The organism is Paenibacillus sp. J22R98 (genome assembly GCF_059383835.1).
In genome coordinates, this window is the sequence record NZ_JBXENW010000009.1 from 197,054 (window position 1) to 214,800 (window position 17,747).

A 17,747-nucleotide genomic window follows, 5' to 3' on the forward strand; every position below is an offset into this window, starting at 1 on the left:
GACTACGCTCTCTTTACACCTTCCCCGCGGCCACGTTTCTATTTACAACGAAGAGGGCAGGCTGTAGGATGATTTTTACATACGTGACGCTTTCCGTAAGACGATAGGATGGAGGGTTTGCCGTGGATCCCATAATGATTGATTTTCCCAGTGAATTTATAACGGAACGTTTGCTCATTCGTATGCCATTGCCGGGCGACGGCAAAGCCGTGCTTGAAGCACTCAATGCCTCGCTTAACGAGCTGAAGCCATGGATGAAATGGGCACAGGAAGAGCATTCGGAGTATGAGGCAGAACGAGGTATTCGCGAGGCTCACGTGAAGTTCTTGCAGCGGGAGAATCTTCGTCTGCATGTGTTCCTTAAGGATCGTGGGACCTTCATCGCATCGGCGAGCTTGCATGGCTTGGACTGGGATGTGCGCAAATTCGAAATCGGGTATTGGATCGATAGTCGGTACAGCGGGCAGGGTTATATGATTGAAGCCGTTGACGGCATCTGTAATTTTGCTTTCGAGCAGCTGCAAGCCCGTCGATTGGAAATTCGCTGCGACACGCTCAACACCAGGAGCATGCTGATTCCGCAGCGCCTCGGATTTGAGCTTGAAGGCATTATTCGAAACGAGGACCTATCGGCTGATGGCAGCGAGTGGCGTGATACGTGTATTTTTGCGAGGCTTAATTAAGCCAGTCACAATTCGACCAGGCAGTCCGCGAAAAGCTAACGAATCGTAGAGGTCTTATTCGGACGGATTTCTCCCCTCCGAGATTCTAACGAATCGTAGGAGTCTTATTTTGTCAAAATCGACCCCAAGTCGCACATAAATCGTCAAATAAAGCCTCCACGATTCGTTAGAATTTTACGAGAGCTATTTTGAGGCAAATAAGCCCTGTACGATTCGTTAGAGCTGTCCACGAAATCCATACGAATCGTATGGTTCCTTAGATTCGATTAGTGGTTAATTGCGAGCAAATTAGAGACCATCATGCCATCTCTCGACATACAAAAAAGGGTTGTCCAAAAAGCCAATCGGCTTCCGGACAACCCTATTCTACTTCAAGCTACAGCGCCTGCGCTGCTTCGAGCACCTCTTGCACATGCCCCTTCACACGCAGATTGCGCCACTCGCGTACAAGCTTGCCTTTCTCATTGATGAGAAAGGTCGAGCGAACAAGTCCCATATACTCTCTGCCGTACAGCTTCTTCATTTGCCACACGCCGTACAGCTCGCACACGCGATGCTCCGGGTCGGCCAGCAGCTCGTAAGGCAGCTCATATTTCTCTGCAAACCGCTCATGTGTCTGCACATCGTCGATGCTAATGCCGAGCACAACCGTATTGCACTCGCCAAAGGCAGCGTACGAATCCCGATAATCGCAGGACTCCTGCGTACAAGCCGGCGTCAAATCCTTCGGATAGAAGAATAGGACAACCTTCTTGCCCGCAAATTGACTTAAGCTGACCTCACGGCCGCCCATGGCAGGCAGCGTAAAGTCGGGTGCCTTCTTCCCTACAAATGCTTTTGCTTTAATCGCTCTCGCCATCTGACTTCTCCCCCACTACTTAAGATCCCGCACCCCTGTAGCGCTTCACGCCATGATTCCAGATCGTCAGGCCAATCGCGAATACGACGATCCCCACAACCGGAGTAAGCAGCGCAAGCGACGATAAGCCTTCGTGGTCCTTCTCCAGGAAATAAGAAGCCGGGATGACGCCGACGAATGCAAAAGGAAGCAGCCACGTCAGCAGGAATCGAATGATTTTGTTATAAATGTTAACCGGGTAACGGCCATAGTTCGAAATATTGTACATCAGCGGCAGTATACCCGTCGGTGCATCCGAATAGAATGAGATGGCCGTCAGCGATGTGAACAGTCCTGCGTAAATCATCACGGAGCCAATCGTAAACACGGCAAGCATCAGGATATCGGTGAACGAGAACGCGAGCCCCAAATCTCCCCAGCTAAGCACCATAATTATAAGGCCGACAAGCGAACCGAACAAGGACGGCGGATCGAGATTTTCCAGCAGCACCTGATACAGGTTATAGGCAGGCCGCGTCAGTACGCGGTCCATTTCCCCTTTTACAATATATCGTTCGCTGAAATTCCAGATGTTGAAGACGGCACCGAAGATGCCTGCCGGCACCATGAAATAGCCGTAGACGAAAATCACTTCCGCCTCCGACCAGCCTCCAAGGGAAGGCGTATGTTGAAACACGATCAGGATAAAGATCAGATTGACCCCTTGGAACAGCAGGTCGGATAAGAGCTCGATCCAGAAGTCCATCCGGTAGGTAAGCTTTGTTTTGGCATAATTCTTAATATACTCCATTGCAAGCGACCAATAAAACATGTCCTCAACCTCCCTGCACGAACAATCGGGTCCTCGCCTGACGCCACACCCATGCGATGGGAATGATTAAGACAACGAACCAGATCAATTGAATTCCGAACACTCGCAGCACATCATCGCCCGCCGTACGGCCGGTGAAGACGGAGCTTGGCAGGTAGGTGATCGCTTGGAAGGGCAGCCACTTCATCGTGACGGCAAGCCAACCCGGGAAGAAGGAAATCGGCACGATAACGCCCGAGAACAAGTCGACGACGACGCGCTTCATCCGCAGCATCCCCTCGTTATTCTCAACGAAGAAGGCGAACAAACCCACGAGCATATTGATTTGGGTATTGATTAAGAAGCTGAACAGCAGCATCAAGAGATAGATGCCCCATACTCCGGGATCGGTCGGCAGCTTCACCGGGAAAATAAGACAAACAATCGCCAGTCCCGGTCCCATGAACAGCAGCAAGCGGAACAACCCTTCGCCGAAGCCCTGCATCAGCTTCACGAACAAATAATTGTAGGGCCGAATGAATTGAACCGCCACGCTGCCATCACGGATTTCATTGGCGATTTCACGGTCAAGGTTATTGAAGTAGAACGCCCTCGCCATCCAAGAAACCGCTACATAGGTCGTCATCTGAGCCAATGTGAATCCGGCCAGCACTTTCTGATCGCCGAAGATCGCTTCCCATAAGAAGTAGTAAGCACCAATATTGATTGTGTAGATGACAATACCGCTGTAGTAGTTGACGCGATACGCCAGCATCATGAGAAACCGAATGCGGATAAGATCTAGGTAGGCGCTATTCATGATTGCGGCTCCTTCTCCCTATCGGAGGCAGCGGCAACCGGTACCTTGCTAGCTTCGTTGGCGGCTTCCGCCGTTACCGAGCTTTGACTCAGTTTCTCCGTCGCTTCGGTCGAAGCCGAGCCGGATTGGTAAATCTCACGAACGATATCGTCCGTGTTCGTCTCCGTAATCTTAATATCGCGGATATCCGCTCTGCTTCCCACTACGCGGGCAAGAGCGTCCGATACATTCACCTCATGCGGCAGCCACATTGTAGCAGTCAGCTCATTATCGATCGTCCAGTGCACGCCTTCCAAGCCTTCAGTCAGCTGCATCAGCACATCATGCGGCGGCAGCTCCCCGAATTGGAATTGCAGCTCGCGGCCCTTGCTCCATCTCGACTTCAGCTCATCCAAGCTGCCGTCATAAATGATCCGGCCATCGTCAAGCATAATAACGCGTGAGCACAAGGCTTCGATGTCTTGCAGGTCATGCGTGGTAAGCAGAATGGTGGTGCCGTGCTCGCGGTTGATTTTTCTCAAAAACTCCCGGATTTCCGTCTTCACCACAATATCGAGTCCGATCGTCGGCTCATCAAGGAACACAATCGACGGGTTGTGCAGCAAGGAAGCAACAAGCTCACAGCGCATCCGCTGACCAAGGCTCAGCTTCCGTACAGGACGATTGAGCAGGTCGCCAAGGTGCAGCCGTTCCACGAGCTCATCAAGCCGCTTACGGAACTCCGTTTCCGGTACGCGATACACCTTGCGAAGCAGCTGGAACGACTCGATAACGCCGATATCCCACCAGAGCTGGCTGCGCTGACCGAAAACGACCCCGATCTCGCGAACGAATTTTTCCCGCTCCTTATATGGGACGTACCCGTTTACTTGCAGATGACCCGAGGTCGGCACAAGAATGCCTGTCAGCATCTTGATCGTTGTTGATTTGCCTGCCCCGTTCTCACCTATGTAACCGCAAATCTCTCCTTGAGGGATTTGGAAGGTGATGTCTTTGACAGCCGTAATGTCGTTGTATTCCCGCTTAAACAGATCCTTCAGCGCGCCGCCGAGCCCTTCGCGGTTCTTCTGAACCTGGAACTGTTTCCGCAAATCTCTTACATCTATTGCCAGCATAGGATGCTTAGCTCCTCTCTTCCTCGCCTTCGACATTTCCTGGGAAATATCTGGCTTTTTCGATTCTATCAGATAAAACTTGCTTCTCTACGACAAACCATTTTATAATTTTATGATATGTAATGCTATAGTGAATTTATCGGCACCGGACATTCAACCCTAAATTATAGCTATTAACTAGGCCTCATTACCCCTGCTCCGCGTCGGCTTCGGATTCTCCATCCGCACACGGACCTATTACAAGGAGGAACAGAACTTTAATGTCACGCTCCCAGAAGACGATTAAGAAGAAGAAGCCGTGGAAATGGGCACTGTTTGGCGGACTGGTCGCCATTGCGGCTGTAATCGCATATTTCGTTTACCAAGGTGTCGGCGTCTATAACGGACTCGAGGGCTTCAGCAAGCCTAAGGAAGAATCGCGTTTCGGTCAATTTGAAGAGGTTGCCGAAGAGAAGCCACCTGAATGGGAAGGCACGGAACGCGTCAACATTCTCATAATGGGCGGCGACAACCGCGGCTTGAAGAAAAGCGAAACCGCTCGTTCCGACTCCATGATGGTTGTCTCGGTCGACCCTGTGACGAAGAAAGCGCATTTGTTCTCCGTACTCCGCGATACGTACGTGGAAATCGAAGGTCATGAAGATGGCCGGATTAATACGGCATTGGCACTTGGCGGTCCTAACCTGGCTATGAAGACCATTGGCGGCTTGCTTGGTCTTAATATTCAATATTATGTGTATACGGACTTCGAAGGATTCAAATCTCTGATCGATGCGATCGGCGGCATTCAAAACTTCGAGGTTGAGAAGAATATGAACTACGTCGATAATGCCGACGGCAACCGATATGACATTCACCTGAAGAAAGGCATTCAGGATCTGGACGGTACGACGGCACTGCAATATGTGCGTTTCCGTCATGATGCGATGAGTGATTTCACCCGTACCGAACGCCAGCGCAAGCTGCTGAACGCCGTTGCGGACAAGATGAAGAACGGCTGGAACCTGCTGAAGATGAAGAAAATCGTGGACAGCATTCAGCCTTATGTAGAATCCAATATTCAAGTGTCCGACATGATCAAGCTGGCTCAGCTTGGCGTTGAAACGCATATCGCAGGTCAAGCACAGGTTCCTCCAATGGAACTTATCGGCGATAAGAAAGTCGGCGGCGCATCCGTACTGTCTGTGCGCGATGACGATGAGCTTCTACAGTTCGTGCAAGACGAGCTGACGAAGGATTCAACCGTTACTGCACCGGCAGTTGCAGGCAGCGGCAATGCGACAGATACGAACGGAACGAACTCCGGCACGAACGGCAATACGGCAAACGGAAGCAAATAATAGGTAGGACAAAGAGGGTGAGTAGACCGATGGCGGTCTGTTCACCCTCTCTTTGGTTGTACTGCCGCAGTTTCTGGGGTTACAATAAGGTATTGTAGTCGGAAAATATTTAGGAGGTTTCACCATGTCCATTCAACGACCGCGCTCGGAGCAGCTTTATGCCGAAGCGCTTGAGCATATTGTCGGCGGCGTCAACAGTCCGTCCCGCTCGTTTAAAGCGGTAGGCGGCGGTGCGCCTGTCTTCATGAAACGTGCGCAAGGCGCGCATTTCTGGGATGTCGACGGTCATCGCTATATCGATTATTTGTGTGCCTACGGGCCGATTATTACCGGTCATGCCCACCCGCATATCACAGAAGCCATTACTACCGCAGCTACTAACGGAACACTTTACGGTACGCCGACGGAGCTGGAGATTCAGCTCGCTCGTATGCTGAAGGAAGCGATCCCTTCCATGGATAAAGTGAGGTTCGTCAACTCCGGCACCGAGGCCGTGATGACGACCATTCGCGTTGCGCGTGCCTACACGAAGCGCAGCAAAATCATTAAGTTCGCCGGCTGCTACCATGGCCATTCGGACTTGGTGCTCGTTGCAGCAGGCTCCGGTCCTTCCACGCTCGGCATTCCCGACAGCGCCGGTGTACCAACAAGCATTGCCAGCGAAGTCATCACAGTGCCGTTCAATGATCTGGACGGCCTTCGCGTTGCACTCGATACCTTCGGCGACGAGGTCGCAGCTGTTATGGTCGAGCCGATTGTCGGAAACTTCGGCATGGTAATGCCACATCCGGGCTTCCTTGAGGGACTGTGCAAAATGACCCGCGAAGCCGGCGCGCTCGTTATCTATGACGAAGTCATCAGCGCCTTCCGCTTCCACTACGGCAGCGCGCAAACGTTCAGCGCATTCCCGGATCATGCTGCCATCGAGCCAGACCTGACGGCGCTTGGCAAAATCATCGGCGGCGGCTTGCCAATCGGCGCCTACGGCGGCCGCAAGCATGTCATGGAGCAGGTCGCCCCGCTTGGACCTGCTTATCAAGCAGGTACGATGGCCGGCAACCCGGCGTCCATCTCTGCGGGGATTGCCTGCTTGGAAGTGCTGCAGCAGCCCGGGGCTTATGAGCGCATGGATGCGCAGGCAGCTGAACTTGCCGCTGCCCTGCAGCAATCGGCGGACAAGCATGGCATCGCGCTTACGATTAACCGTATTCGCGGCTCGTTCTCCGCTCACTTCTGCGATCACCCCGTTACCAATTACGAGGAGGCGCAGGATACGGACGGCGAGAAGTTCGCGGAATTCTTCCGCCTCATGCTGGATCAAGGCATCTGCCTCGCACCGTCCAAGTATGAAGCGTGGTTCCTGACTACCGCCCATTCGGACGAAGATATTGCAGCGACGATTGCCGCTGCTGAGCGAGCTTTTGCCGCGATGGCGAAGTAAATGAAAAAGGCTGAACGGGAGTAGGTATCCTGTTCAGCCTTTTTGTATGAATAGTTCCATGGCCTTCTTCCCGTATCCTATCCGATAGAGCCCTTTCAGCTCAGACACAGATTGCGGTTTGCGGAAGCGAAGCTTCGCTTCGTGGCAAACGGTCTGATGCGATAGCGCGCTTTCACTTTACGAGCCCTAGAATTCTAACGAATCGTACGGGCCTTATTTGATCAAAAAGCAGCGTTTTGAAATTCTAACGAACCCTACAGGTCTTATTCGCTCGAAAACGCGTGCATTTCTGCCTATGTCGGCCAAATAAGGCCTCTGTGGTTCGTTAGAATTTTTGAATTGTTAATTTCACCAGAATAAGACCTCCACGGTTCGTTAGAAATCTCATTGGAACTTTTCTCTCAAAAAAGCCTCTGCGGTTCGTTAGAATAGCGACGGAGGTGAGTGACTGCCGAGAAGTTGGCGAAGGGATGGCTTGCGTGAACAAGCTTCCTCCATCACGTTCATACATCCTCAGTATTAACGCTTCACCCAATACCCATCGCGCTAATGAACCCGCTATTCCATCAGCGCAACCACGCCGGCTATAAGGAACGGAATCGCGAACAAGGTCGCGATAACCAGCCACCCCATCGGTCTCCCGAAATTCAACGTCCAACCGATCCCATATTTCTTGGGTACGAAGACAGACGGATCCTGCGGATTATAGTAGATGCCACCTGCCAACCAGCGGCCTTCCTCACTCAGATCGCCATCTCCGTGCTGCGATAACCGCAGCCTCCTGACGTACATAATCAGAAATGCTAAACCTCCGATAATGAGCAGAAATAACGCTATCGTTCCAATGAGAAGAAGCGGCCTCGACCAGCCGTAAAGCGTAGTTGCTTGTACATAACTAAAGTACAAGACGAGCAAGAGCGACAATCCGTATAGAAAAACGCTGTTCGCATACCGGTATTGCCGGCTTTTCTCATTCGTCATCTCCGGCCCTCCTGGCTGCGTAGCACGCTTAACAACGTAGTCGGCACCCATCATGATGGCGAGTAGAAAGAGCTGTACGACGTTAAAGAGAAAAACCGGGCCAAACCCCTTCGCAGCATAGCGGTCAGGTTGAAAAGTAATATCATAATGCACGGCGAGTTTTGCGGGAATCTGATCCCACAGTAATACTGCGGATATTGCCGATACCGCTATAAGTACCACTTGCAGCAAATACCAGCCGGGTGCAACCGACTGTTTGTGATCCGTATTCATTCCAGTGAATCTCCCATCGTCGTCAAATCGCTTCGATATATGTTTAGACAAGCTTTGCTGAATTCAGCTTCCGTCATTCCTCTGGCCCGGCCTTCTGCCGCTAATGCACGCAGCTGCTTCGCGAGCCGATCCCTATAACTATCCGTAACGCGCGGCATTTCGTTTAGTGCAGGGATGAGTACGCCTAATTTGCCATCATAACGCTCCTGTAGAAATCCTTCCGACAGCAGCGTCTGATACGCTTTATGAACAACCGTTGATTTGACCCGCAGATCCGAAGCAAGCCGCCGCGCCGAAGGCAAGGTTTTACCAGGCTTCAACGATCCGGAGGCAATCCCTGCTATGATTTGGTGCGCAATTTGCTCCTGAAGCGGCACGTCTCCATGCACATCGAGCTCAATAAACATTCTGCCCGCCTCCCCCCATGAAAGCTTCCTACGCTATCATATGCAAAAGAACGCCTCTTCTCCCGTCATTCTTGACGGTTGCAGAGACGTTCTCTTTCCTTAGCTGCCTGATTCCGCTTGCTGGAGCGCTTGCACAAACTCGTCGTGAATATGTCCGTTTGAAGCTGCCACATGACGCACACCCAAATCATATGGACTGCCTTTTACATCGGTTACCCGTCCGCCGGATTCTGTAATCAGCAGCGCGCCTGCCGCCAAGTCCCATGAATTGAGGCCGATCTCCCAGAAGCCGCTCAATCGTCCCGCTGCAACATAAGCCATATGTAGCGCGGCCGAGCCGCCGGAACGAATATTGCGCACTTGCGGTACCAGCGCTTGAAGCCCCTTCATATTGAGCGGAAGCGCATACTGTTGATCCGCCGGGAAGCCTGTCGCGATTAAGCTGTCACGCAGCGTTTCCTCTGCGGAAACGCCCATGCGGCGTCCGCGCACGTAAGCGCCTTTGCCTTTCTCCGCCACGAACAGTTCGTCTCGAATCGGATCATACACCACGCCAACGATAACTTCGCCTTTATGTGCAAGCGCTATCGATACCGAGAAGAACGGGAAGCTGTGTACGAAGTTCGTCGTTCCGTCCAGTGGATCTACGATCCACAGGTACTCCGCATCTCGTACGCTCTGCAGCGCTTTGGTCGAAGCCTCCGGTCCCGGCTGTACGCCTTCCTCACCAAGGAAAGAATGCTGAGGGAAATGCGTCATCACCAGGTTGCGAATCATCATCTCCGCGCCTTTGTCCACTTCCGTAACCAAGTCTTGTGCGGAATATTTTAGCGAAAGGCTTGTATGGTTGCCAAGCTTCGTCTTTATCCATTCTCCGGCTTTCGCTGCACAATTAATCGCAACAGCGGTAAAGCTCTTTCCTCCGATAATCTGCTCACTCATGGTTAAACCACGCTACTTTCCTATGAGTTCATAAATGTCTTACTACTATACGTTGGCGCTCGGACGAAGTTTCTCCATAATTAAGTATAAATCGTTAACGCATACACGCCAGTATTGCGGTGATTATTATTTTTTAGTAAACATCTTGAAAAGTTTATCATTTTCCAGATGTATACACAAACCGTACGAAAACAAAAACTGACTGGGGCGTCGACTTCCGACAGCCAGTCAGCTTATTGTAATGGTTTTATATTCTAAAACAGAACCCTGCTCCTATGTTACACCCCGACAATATTGTATCCATTATCCACATAAATGATTTCGCCTGTAATTCCGCGGGACAGATGGCTGAGCAGGAACATCGCCGTATCGCCGACTTCTGCTGCCTCCGTAGTTTTGCGAAGCGGTGATTTCTCTTCCACTTGGCGCAGGATCGAGTTGAAATCCTTGATGCCTTTGGCAGCCAGCGTCCGGATTGGACCTGCCGAAACCGCGTTTACCCGAATGTTGTGCGGGCCCAGATCTGCAGCCAGGTAGCGAACGGAAGCTTCCAGTGCAGCCTTCGCCACGCCCATGACGTTGTAGTTACGAAGCGCACGCTCGGCACCGAGGTACGTCATCGTCATGATGCTGCCGCCTTCCGTCATCAGCGGATATACGCGCTGTGCCACAGCCGCAAGCGAGTAAGCACTGATATCATGCGCCAGCGCGAAGCCGGCACGCGAAGTGTCGACGTACATGCCGTCAAGCTCCTCTGTCTTCGCAAAAGCGATGCTGTGCACAAGGCCATGCAGCACACCGAACGAGTCTTTCAACTGAACTGCGAGCGACTCGATTTCTTCATCCACCGTGACATTGCATTGGAGGAATAAGGAGCCCGGAATGGTCTCCGCCAGCTTGCGTACCCGTTCCTCTACGCGCTCATTCTCGTATGTAAAAGCTAGGCGAGCCCCCTGTGCAGCAAGCGACTGAGCAATTGCCCAGGCAATACTGCGGTCATTCGCCACACCCATAACAAGCACATTTTTCCCTGCTAATAATCCATTCATCGTTTCACAATCCTCTCGAGAATATTTGTGAGCTTATGATGATTGACCAGGGTGTGATTGCACCGTAGAAAACCCAAAAAATGATAGCGCTTCCTTAACCAAAAATAACCTAAGGGACGGAAAAGATCAAGCTTTTCCTGTCCCTTAGGTTATCTCGATGCTTCCGCCGTTGATCACGCGAATGCCTGCTCCTTCGGCTTCCAGCTGGCGCATATCCGCCATGAGCTGCAGCAGCGCCGCATCCTTCTGCTTGGCTTCGATCATGACGTCCAGCTGATCCACCGAGCCGGCCGTTTCACGCAGAAAGCGCAGCAGCGGCAGGGCGTCGACATTGTCGGCATGACCGCGCGGATCGCGCTCGCTCTTCGGGCTCGATACATGCAGCTTCGGCGGCAATGCAAGCGGCTGCCCGTCCGGCCCCGTCCATGTTCGCAGAATGCGTGGCCATAGCTCGCCATACAGCGTACTGTCCGTCTCGCCCCCATCATTGACCGCATGATGATGGATATCCAGCACCATCGGCGTTCCGACTGCCTCGGCAGCGCCGAGCGTTTCGCGGACGGTGAACGTTTTATCGTCATTTTCAAGTGTGACTCGGTTACGGATTCGGTTGTCCAGCTGACCAAACTGCTGTACAAACCGATCAGCAGACGCAGGCTTGTCCCCATAGGCACCGCCTACATGGATGTTGCATTTAGCCGACTCATCGAGTCCCATATGCTCCAGCATCCGGACGTGGTACTCCAGATCCTCCTTGGACTTCGCCAGCACCTCCGGCCTTGGCGTGCTGAATACGCAGAAGTGGTCGGGATGAAACGAAAGCCGCATCCCCTTCTCCTTCGCGTACTGCCCAATCTCGGCAAAAGCTTGCTCCAGCGGCGGATACGGGTCCCAATCCTTCAGCGCGTCATGGGTAGCAAGCGGAATAATCTTCGAGGTCATGCGATACACAAACACATCATGACCCACGCAGTGCCGCATTAAGCGAAGCGTGGTGCGGAGATTATCCTCCGCAATCCGCTCCAGTCTGCGAAGTGCAGCCTCACGATCATCCAGCTTGGAAAATGTCGCATACGTCATCGTCCGTGAGGGCGAAGCGTTATCGAGCAATACGCTCATGGCAACGAAGCCGAAGCGGACAATCATGCTTGATCTCCGAAGAACATTTCATAAGCCAGCGCCGTCTGAACACGCGCTTCTTCCTCCGTTAGCTTACGAACCAGATCCATCTCCACTTCGGTTACTTCCTCGCCTTGGAAGTTAATTTCCGCGATGGAAACGCGAATTTTCACGATTGCGATGGCTTCATTCTCCGGTGTGTAGGCGATGACTTTCTGCCCGGTTGGGTAGACACGGAAGCCGCTCTTGACCATTTTGCCGCGGCCGTATTCCAACAGCTCGTACAGCTCTTGCTTGGATTTGAATTTGCATACAGAGTTAAACTCGGTTTGGAATCCCATGAACAACCCTCCAATAGTCGTTAGTATATGTATGTAACTTGCCTTAAAGCCGGCCTCGCCAACCTACAAAAAAACGGGGAAAACCGGCCCTTAAGCCGGCGTTCCTCCGCTATAATCGATAAGCTGTTTTTCTGCGTGACGCTCAATCGCAAGCGCGATCAATGTATCGAGAAGTTCCGTATACGGAACGCCGCTTTCCTTCCACATCAGCGGATACATGCTGTACGGCGTGAAGCCCGGCATCGTATTCACTTCATTGATAAACAGCTGGCCATCTTCCTTGCGCATGAAGAAGTCGACACGCGACAATCCGGAGCCGTCAATCGCAAGGAACGCGCGAATCGCCATTTCGCGAACGGAATCCGATACTTCGGCCGGAATGTTGGCCGGAATATGCATCATCGATTTGCCATCGATGTATTTTGCTTTATAATCGTAGAACTCGCTTGAGGACGTAATTTCGCCGACAACAGAAGCGCGCGGCTCATCGTTGCCAAGCACACTCACTTCGATCTCACGCGCATCGACGAACTCTTCGACGATGACTTTACGGTCAAAGCGAAGCGCGTAGTCTACAGCAGCGATCAGTTCCTCACGGTTGCGAGCTTTGGAGATCCCAACGCTTGAACCCAAGTTCGCCGGCTTCACGAAGCAAGGGTACCCGAGCGCAACTTCAATTTCCATAATGTAAAAGTCCGAATCCTTCTGCCACTGCGTGCGATTAAAGAAGCGGAATACGCACTGGGGCAAACCTTCTTGCGCGAAAACTTTCTTCATCGTGATTTTGTCCATGCCGACTGCGGAAGCCAGAACGCCTGCTCCGACATACGGAATGTTCGCCATCTCGAACAAACCTTGAATGGTGCCGTCTTCACCGAATGTACCGTGCAGCAAAGGGAATACGACGTCAATCTGACCATCATCAGCCGCTTCAACCGCATCTACCTGCTGTTGACCTAAGGAAGATATGGTTACCGCGCCCGGCACCGAAGAAATTGCGATGGACGCATCATTCTCCGATTGCCCACCGAATACCGGCATTAGCGCTCCGGTACCGATGATCGCATCGCCGCCGGCAAGACGCAGCTGCTCCAGACCGCTTGGCGCGGCCAGCAGCGTGTCGCCTGCCCGCCACTCGCCATCTTTGCCAATATAGAAAGGTTTAATTTCGTATTTGCTGTAATCAAAAGCTTTCATGACCGCAAGAGCGGTTTGTAGAGAGACCTCGTGCTCGCCTGAGCGCCCTCCGTAAACAAGTCCTACGCGCACTTTCTCCCCCATGATTCATCCTCCGGTTATGTTAAAATTCCCATACGAATGGGTTGTCATACTCTCCTGGGTTAAAGCGCCGTTTAAAACTCATCCGCGATATGAAAAAAACGGTATTTCGTCTGCTCCGTCCATGCATAGGAATCCTGATAATCCCAATATCGGTGACGGCTTGCAACCGTGTTGGCATTCACAAGCGGCATGCCGGCTGCATCGAATGCAGTCACAATCGTACTGTGCTGGAAACGGTTATCACCGCTCCAGTCATACGTGATAATATCGCCAAGGGCAAGCTGATCGGCGGAATCGACAACAGTTGCTTGCATCGCAGAGCTGTGCGGAGCCGACAAATAAGTCTTTAACGCGTTGGATACAGCCCAGCTGTAGCTCCAATTTTCTCGGCCGCCGCTGAAGCCGCGGTACCACCAGCCGGAATCCCTTTTACCAGTATAGTTCATAGGCGAGCTGCCTGCAAAGAGGCACTGAGACACGTAATTCGTGCAATTTACCTCGAAATTCTCGTATGCGGGATTAGGTTCGTTCCACCAGCGATCCGCATAAGCGGCCGCCAAATCCCTCCTATATCTGACACCTGCACGAGTATGTTTGAAAAACGGCAAAACATCATAATTTATATAAGGTATGGATTGCTGCTGACTGCCGGCAGAAGACTCCCGCTCCTGCATCTGCTCCGTGGCAAGGATGGCATCGGACGAGCTGTAGCGCGGCCGCCGCTCCGAGACGATCGGCTCGATACGGGAGATGAAATATTCGTCTTGCTCGGCGCTCAGCCACAGCCGTTCACGATCACAGCGTTCCTCCTGATACGTACGTCCATTATGATCAATCGTTCGTTTGATGCGCAGCTCAATAAGCACCACCACCTCCGACCGCGAGCTGGACTCGCTGATCCGGATAAGCTCGGCGCTCGTCTCGCTGCGTGACGGAAGAACGCCGCGAAGCAGCTCCTGCTCACGCAGCCGGTCCAGCCGCTGTGTAAACCGATACAAGTGATCCTCATCTCGAATGATCTCTTCAAACGGCGGCGCATAGCGGTCAATTTCAGCCTGATTGTACAGCTTCACGTAGCGATGAACAGCAGCCTTCCAGCCTTGAAGCTGAGACTGCGATAATGAAGCCTGCGACGGTGACGCCGGCTCTGCTTCGCGGCGGCGGCTCGGCTTGCCGCCGCTGCGCGGTTCCGCTCCCAGCAGAGTCGAACGGCTCTGCACCGTGCTTTTTTTCGGAGCTGCAGGTTTATTGGTTCCGACCCATATTCGCGTTCGCGGCACGCTGGTTCCCCTCCTTGTTTCTGCCATAAGGACAGCACGGAACCGAACGCCTGATGCATGCGTAAGCGATTCGTGCATAACATTAGCCTTGTTTTTTCTTGGACCGATAAAGTTGGTTCATTATATGTGCAGGCAGACGAATTCATGTAAAAACGGGCGAAACATCTTCCCTCGAAGGTGATATTTGGACTTTCTAAATGGAATAAAAAACGCTATACTTAGGGTATCAAATGTTTTTTGAAATTGTGTTTCACACAGTGAAACCACAAAATGATTATGGATGCCAAGGAGGCGCGAATTGCAAATGACACATCAAAACGAATACTCCGTTCGCGAATCGCTTGAAGTCGGCGGTAAGCCCTATGCTTACTACCGCTTGGGCGGTCTGGAAGAGCAAGGCCTGGGGAAAATCTCGAAGCTCCCTTTCTCCATCAAGGTGCTTCTTGAAGCAGCTGTCCGTCAATTCGACGGACGTGCGATCACGAAAGAACATGTCAAGCAGCTTGCAACTTGGGCTGATGGCCGCGAAGACAAAGAAATTCCTTTCATCCCTGCACGTATCGTCCTGCAGGACTTCACCGGCGTACCGGTTGTAGTCGATCTGGCAGCAATGCGCGATACCGTGAAGAAATCGGGCGGCGACCCGAAACAAATCAACCCGCTCGTTCCGGTTGACCTTGTAATCGACCACTCGGTTATGGTTGATGCTTTCGGTACTCCTGAAGCACTTGAGTACAACACGGACATCGAGTTCAAACGCAACGGAGAGCGTTACCGCTTCCTGCGCTGGGCGCAAACGGCATTCGAGAACTTCCGCGCAGTACCGCCGGGAACGGGTATCGTTCACCAAGTTAACCTGGAGTACTTGGCTTCCGTTGCAGCAACGAAATCCATTGGCGGCGAAACTGTCGTTTACCCGGATTCCCTTGTAGGTACGGATTCCCATACAACGATGATCAACGGTCTTGGCGTGGTCGGCTGGGGCGTTGGCGGTATCGAGGCAGAAGCTGGTATGCTTGGCCAACCGCTTTACTTCGTAACACCGGAAGTTATCGGCTTCCGTCTGACAGGCAGCTTGGCAGAAGGCGCTACAGCGACTGACCTTGCCCTGACGGTTACACAAATCCTTCGTAAAAAAGGCGTAGTCGGCAAATTCGTCGAGTTCTTCGGCCCTGGTTTGTCCAACATCAGCCTTGCTGACCGTGCAACGGTTGCCAACATGGCTCCTGAGTATGGCGCTACAGTCGGTTTCTTCCCGGTTGACAGTGAAACGCTTAACTTCCTGCGTGCAACTGGCCGCGAAGAAGAACAAATCGCACTTGTTGAAGCTTACTACAAAGCACAAGGCATGTTCCGTACAGACGATACGCCGGAGCCGGCTTTCTCCGATATCGTTGAGCTTGACCTGTCCACAATCGTACCTTCCCTTGCAGGTCCGAAGCGTCCGCAAGACCGCGTTGAGCTGACGAACATGAAAGAAGCGTTCAACAGCATCATCCGCACACCGATCGACAAAGGCGGCTACGGTCTGAGCGACAACAAGATCGAAGAGTTCGTTGAAGTCAAACACACGAACGGCCAAGTTAGCAAAATGGGTACCGGCGCAGTCGTAATCGCAGCTATCACAAGCTGTACGAATACGTCCAACCCAAGCGTTATGCTCGGCGCTGCGCTCGTAGCGAAGAAAGCCGTTGAGCGTGGTTTGAAGAAACCGGCTTACGTGAAGAGCTCCCTAACGCCGGGTTCCCTGGTTGTTACGGAATACCTGAAGAGAGCGAACCTGCTTGAGTCCCTTGAAGCACTGGGCTTCCACGTTGCAGGCTACGGCTGCGCAACTTGTATCGGTAACTCCGGTCCGCTTCCGGATGAAGTAAGCAAAGCCATTGCAGATAACGATATGACGGTTGCAGCTGTTCTTTCCGGTAACCGTAACTTTGAAGGCCGCGTTCACGCGCAAGTGAAAGCCAACTACCTGGCATCTCCGCCGCTGGTTGTTGCTTACGCACTTGCAGGTACGGTGAACATCGACCTGTCCTCCGATCCAATCGGTTATGACAGCAAAAACGAGCCTGTGTACTTGAAAGATATCTGGCCAACATCCAAAGAAATCGCGGATACAATTGCTGCGGCAATGAGCCCTGACATGTTCCGCGACAAATACGCTAACGTATTTACGCAGAACGAGCGTTGGAACGCCATCGATGTACCGACTGGCGAAAGCTATGAGTGGGATGATAAATCCACTTATATCCAAAACCCGCCATTCTTCGAAGGCCTTGGCGCTGACATCGGCGACATCGAAGATATCAAAGGTTCGAGCGTACTCGCGCTTCTGGGCGATTCCGTTACGACCGACCATATTTCGCCGGCTGGTAACATTAAAGCAGACAGCCCTGCAGGCGAATACCTGATCAAACACGGCGTAGACAGAGTCGATTTCAACTCCTACGGTTCCCGTCGCGGTAACCATGAAGTTATGATGCGCGGCACATTCGCCAACATTCGTATTCGTAACCAAGTGGCTCCGGGCACAGAGGGCGGCGTAACGACTTACCTGCCAACCGAAGAAGTCATGTCGATCTACGATGCTTCCATGCTGTACCAAAAGAACAACAAGAACCTTGTCGTTATCGCTGGTAAAGAGTACGGAACAGGCAGCTCCCGTGACTGGGCGGCAAAAGGTACGTTCCTGCTCGGCGTGAAAGCCGTTATCGCAGAAAGCTTCGAGCGTATTCACCGCTCCAACTTGGTAGGCATGGGCGTACTGCCACTGCAATTCCAAGCAGGAACAAGCTGGAAGACGCTGAACATTACAGGCCGCGAAACATTCGATATCGTGGGACTGAGCAACGATGTTCTGCCAAGTCAAACGGTTCAAGTCATCGCAACGCGCGAAGACGGAACAACGTTCGAATTCCCGGCAATCGTTCGTCTCGACTCCATGGTTGATGTCGATTACTACCGGAACAGCGGTATTCTTCAAACCGTTCTCCGTCAAATGATCGCAGCAAACAACAGCAAATAAT

General features: G+C 52.3%; 16 protein-coding genes. 4 read left to right on the top strand and 12 right to left on the bottom strand.

Translation table 11 applies throughout. The annotated features are described in order from the left end of the window. Window positions 1-122: 122 nt before the first annotated feature. The gene (locus AC50Y3_RS23325; RefSeq protein ID WP_494821121.1) at window positions 123-683 is read left to right on the top strand and encodes a GNAT family N-acetyltransferase; all 561 of its coding nucleotides are present in this window, start codon (window positions 123-125) and stop codon (window positions 681-683) included. 376 nt (window positions 684-1,059) lie between these two features. On the opposite strand, the gene bcp is transcribed toward AC50Y3_RS23325, so the two are convergent. Genes bcp through AC50Y3_RS23345 form a run of 4 tightly spaced genes read right to left on the bottom strand, consistent with a single transcriptional unit; the run spans window position 1,060 to window position 4,267 of the window. After that, entirely contained in the window at window positions 1,060-1,542 is a 483-nt protein-coding gene (gene bcp, locus AC50Y3_RS23330) for a thioredoxin-dependent thiol peroxidase (RefSeq protein ID WP_494821122.1), read from the bottom strand. Window positions 1,543-1,561: 19 nt separating this feature from the next. Further along, complete coding sequence (locus tag AC50Y3_RS23335; RefSeq protein WP_494821123.1) at window positions 1,562-2,353, bottom strand: ABC transporter permease; 792 nt, start codon at window positions 2,351-2,353, stop codon at window positions 1,562-1,564. Between the two features lie 4 nt (window positions 2,354-2,357). Continuing rightward, the gene (locus tag AC50Y3_RS23340; protein ID WP_494821124.1) at window positions 2,358-3,152 is read right to left on the bottom strand and encodes an ABC transporter permease; all 795 of its coding nucleotides are present in this window, start codon (window positions 3,150-3,152) and stop codon (window positions 2,358-2,360) included. Then, window positions 3,149-4,267, bottom strand: a complete 1,119-nt coding sequence (locus AC50Y3_RS23345) for an ABC transporter ATP-binding protein (protein WP_494821125.1) — start codon at window positions 4,265-4,267, stop codon at window positions 3,149-3,151. Before AC50Y3_RS23345 ends, AC50Y3_RS23340 begins: the two co-directional genes overlap by 4 nt. Before the next feature lie 260 nt (window positions 4,268-4,527). On the opposite strand from AC50Y3_RS23345, the gene AC50Y3_RS23350 reads away from it, so the two are divergent. Together AC50Y3_RS23350 and AC50Y3_RS23355 are read left to right on the top strand one after the other, a co-directional pair. Further along, a complete protein-coding gene (locus tag AC50Y3_RS23350) occupies window positions 4,528-5,607 on the top strand; it encodes an LCP family protein (RefSeq protein WP_494821126.1) in 1,080 nt (359 codons plus the stop codon). A gap of 124 nt (window positions 5,608-5,731) precedes the next feature. Continuing rightward, window positions 5,732-7,048, top strand: a complete 1,317-nt coding sequence (locus tag AC50Y3_RS23355) for a glutamate-1-semialdehyde 2,1-aminomutase (RefSeq protein WP_494821127.1) — start codon at window positions 5,732-5,734, stop codon at window positions 7,046-7,048. Between the two features lie 558 nt (window positions 7,049-7,606). On the opposite strand, the gene AC50Y3_RS23360 is transcribed toward AC50Y3_RS23355, so the two are convergent. The 8 genes from AC50Y3_RS23360 to AC50Y3_RS23395 all read right to left on the bottom strand — a co-directional run bounded on the left by AC50Y3_RS23360 (window position 7,607) and on the right by AC50Y3_RS23395 (window position 14,721). Then, window positions 7,607-8,302, bottom strand: coding sequence for a DUF5808 domain-containing protein (locus AC50Y3_RS23360; RefSeq protein WP_494821128.1), 696 nt, complete (start codon window positions 8,300-8,302; stop codon window positions 7,607-7,609). Further along, window positions 8,299-8,709, bottom strand: a complete 411-nt coding sequence (locus tag AC50Y3_RS23365) for a GntR family transcriptional regulator (RefSeq protein ID WP_494821129.1) — start codon at window positions 8,707-8,709, stop codon at window positions 8,299-8,301. Before AC50Y3_RS23365 ends, AC50Y3_RS23360 begins: the two co-directional genes overlap by 4 nt. A gap of 99 nt (window positions 8,710-8,808) precedes the next feature. After that, window positions 8,809-9,651, bottom strand: a complete 843-nt coding sequence (locus AC50Y3_RS23370; protein ID WP_494821130.1) for an inositol monophosphatase family protein — start codon at window positions 9,649-9,651, stop codon at window positions 8,809-8,811. Window positions 9,652-9,929: 278 nt separating this feature from the next. Beyond that, a complete protein-coding gene (gene fabI / locus AC50Y3_RS23375) occupies window positions 9,930-10,700 on the bottom strand; it encodes an enoyl-ACP reductase FabI (protein WP_494821131.1) in 771 nt (256 codons plus the stop codon). Window positions 10,701-10,844: 144 nt separating this feature from the next. Then, window positions 10,845-11,846 carry a UV DNA damage repair endonuclease UvsE gene (gene uvsE, locus AC50Y3_RS23380; protein WP_494821132.1) on the bottom strand — a complete coding sequence of 334 codons (1,002 nt, stop codon included), beginning with the start codon at window positions 11,844-11,846 and terminating at the stop codon, window positions 10,845-10,847. Then, complete coding sequence (locus AC50Y3_RS23385) at window positions 11,843-12,160, bottom strand: hypothetical protein (RefSeq protein WP_475782587.1); 318 nt, start codon at window positions 12,158-12,160, stop codon at window positions 11,843-11,845. The genes uvsE and AC50Y3_RS23385 overlap by 4 nt, the downstream gene beginning before the upstream one ends. A 90-nt stretch (window positions 12,161-12,250) precedes the next feature. After that, the gene (locus AC50Y3_RS23390) at window positions 12,251-13,441 is read right to left on the bottom strand and encodes a D-alanine--D-alanine ligase (protein ID WP_494821133.1); all 1,191 of its coding nucleotides are present in this window, start codon (window positions 13,439-13,441) and stop codon (window positions 12,251-12,253) included. Window positions 13,442-13,512: 71 nt separating this feature from the next. Next, window positions 13,513-14,721: an amidase domain-containing protein gene (locus AC50Y3_RS23395; RefSeq protein ID WP_494821134.1), complete on the bottom strand. Its 1,209-nt coding sequence runs from the start codon at window positions 14,719-14,721 to the stop codon at window positions 13,513-13,515. 304 nt (window positions 14,722-15,025) lie between these two features. Between AC50Y3_RS23395 and acnA the strand changes: the two genes are divergently transcribed. After that, window positions 15,026-17,746, top strand: a complete 2,721-nt coding sequence (acnA, locus tag AC50Y3_RS23400; protein WP_494821135.1) for an aconitate hydratase AcnA — start codon at window positions 15,026-15,028, stop codon at window positions 17,744-17,746. The last annotated feature ends 1 nt before the right edge of the window (window position 17,747 follow it).

Excerpts from the sequence above, each read along its gene's own strand:
- bcp (WP_494821122.1), bottom strand. The coding sequence starts at position 1,542 with ATGGCGAGAGCGATTAAAGCAAAAGCATTTGTAGGGAAGAAGGCACCC.
- AC50Y3_RS23335 (WP_494821123.1), bottom strand. The coding sequence starts at position 2,353 with ATGTTTTATTGGTCGCTTGCAATGGAGTATATTAAGAATTATGCCAAA.
- AC50Y3_RS23340 (WP_494821124.1), bottom strand. The coding sequence starts at position 3,152 with ATGAATAGCGCCTACCTAGATCTTATCCGCATTCGGTTTCTCATGATG.
- AC50Y3_RS23345 (WP_494821125.1), bottom strand. The coding sequence starts at position 4,267 with ATGCTGGCAATAGATGTAAGAGATTTGCGGAAACAGTTCCAGGTTCAG.
- AC50Y3_RS23350 (WP_494821126.1), top strand. The coding sequence starts at position 4,528 with ATGTCACGCTCCCAGAAGACGATTAAGAAGAAGAAGCCGTGGAAATGG.
- AC50Y3_RS23355 (WP_494821127.1), top strand. The coding sequence starts at position 5,732 with ATGTCCATTCAACGACCGCGCTCGGAGCAGCTTTATGCCGAAGCGCTT.
- AC50Y3_RS23360 (WP_494821128.1), bottom strand. The coding sequence starts at position 8,302 with ATGAATACGGATCACAAACAGTCGGTTGCACCCGGCTGGTATTTGCTG.
- AC50Y3_RS23365 (WP_494821129.1), bottom strand. The coding sequence starts at position 8,709 with ATGTTTATTGAGCTCGATGTGCATGGAGACGTGCCGCTTCAGGAGCAA.
- AC50Y3_RS23370 (WP_494821130.1), bottom strand. The coding sequence starts at position 9,651 with ATGAGTGAGCAGATTATCGGAGGAAAGAGCTTTACCGCTGTTGCGATT.
- fabI (WP_494821131.1), bottom strand. The coding sequence starts at position 10,700 with ATGAATGGATTATTAGCAGGGAAAAATGTGCTTGTTATGGGTGTGGCG.
- uvsE (WP_494821132.1), bottom strand. The coding sequence starts at position 11,846 with ATGATTGTCCGCTTCGGCTTCGTTGCCATGAGCGTATTGCTCGATAAC.
- AC50Y3_RS23385 (WP_475782587.1), bottom strand. The coding sequence starts at position 12,160 with ATGGGATTCCAAACCGAGTTTAACTCTGTATGCAAATTCAAATCCAAG.
- AC50Y3_RS23390 (WP_494821133.1), bottom strand. The coding sequence starts at position 13,441 with ATGGGGGAGAAAGTGCGCGTAGGACTTGTTTACGGAGGGCGCTCAGGC.
- acnA (WP_494821135.1), top strand. The coding sequence starts at position 15,026 with ATGACACATCAAAACGAATACTCCGTTCGCGAATCGCTTGAAGTCGGC.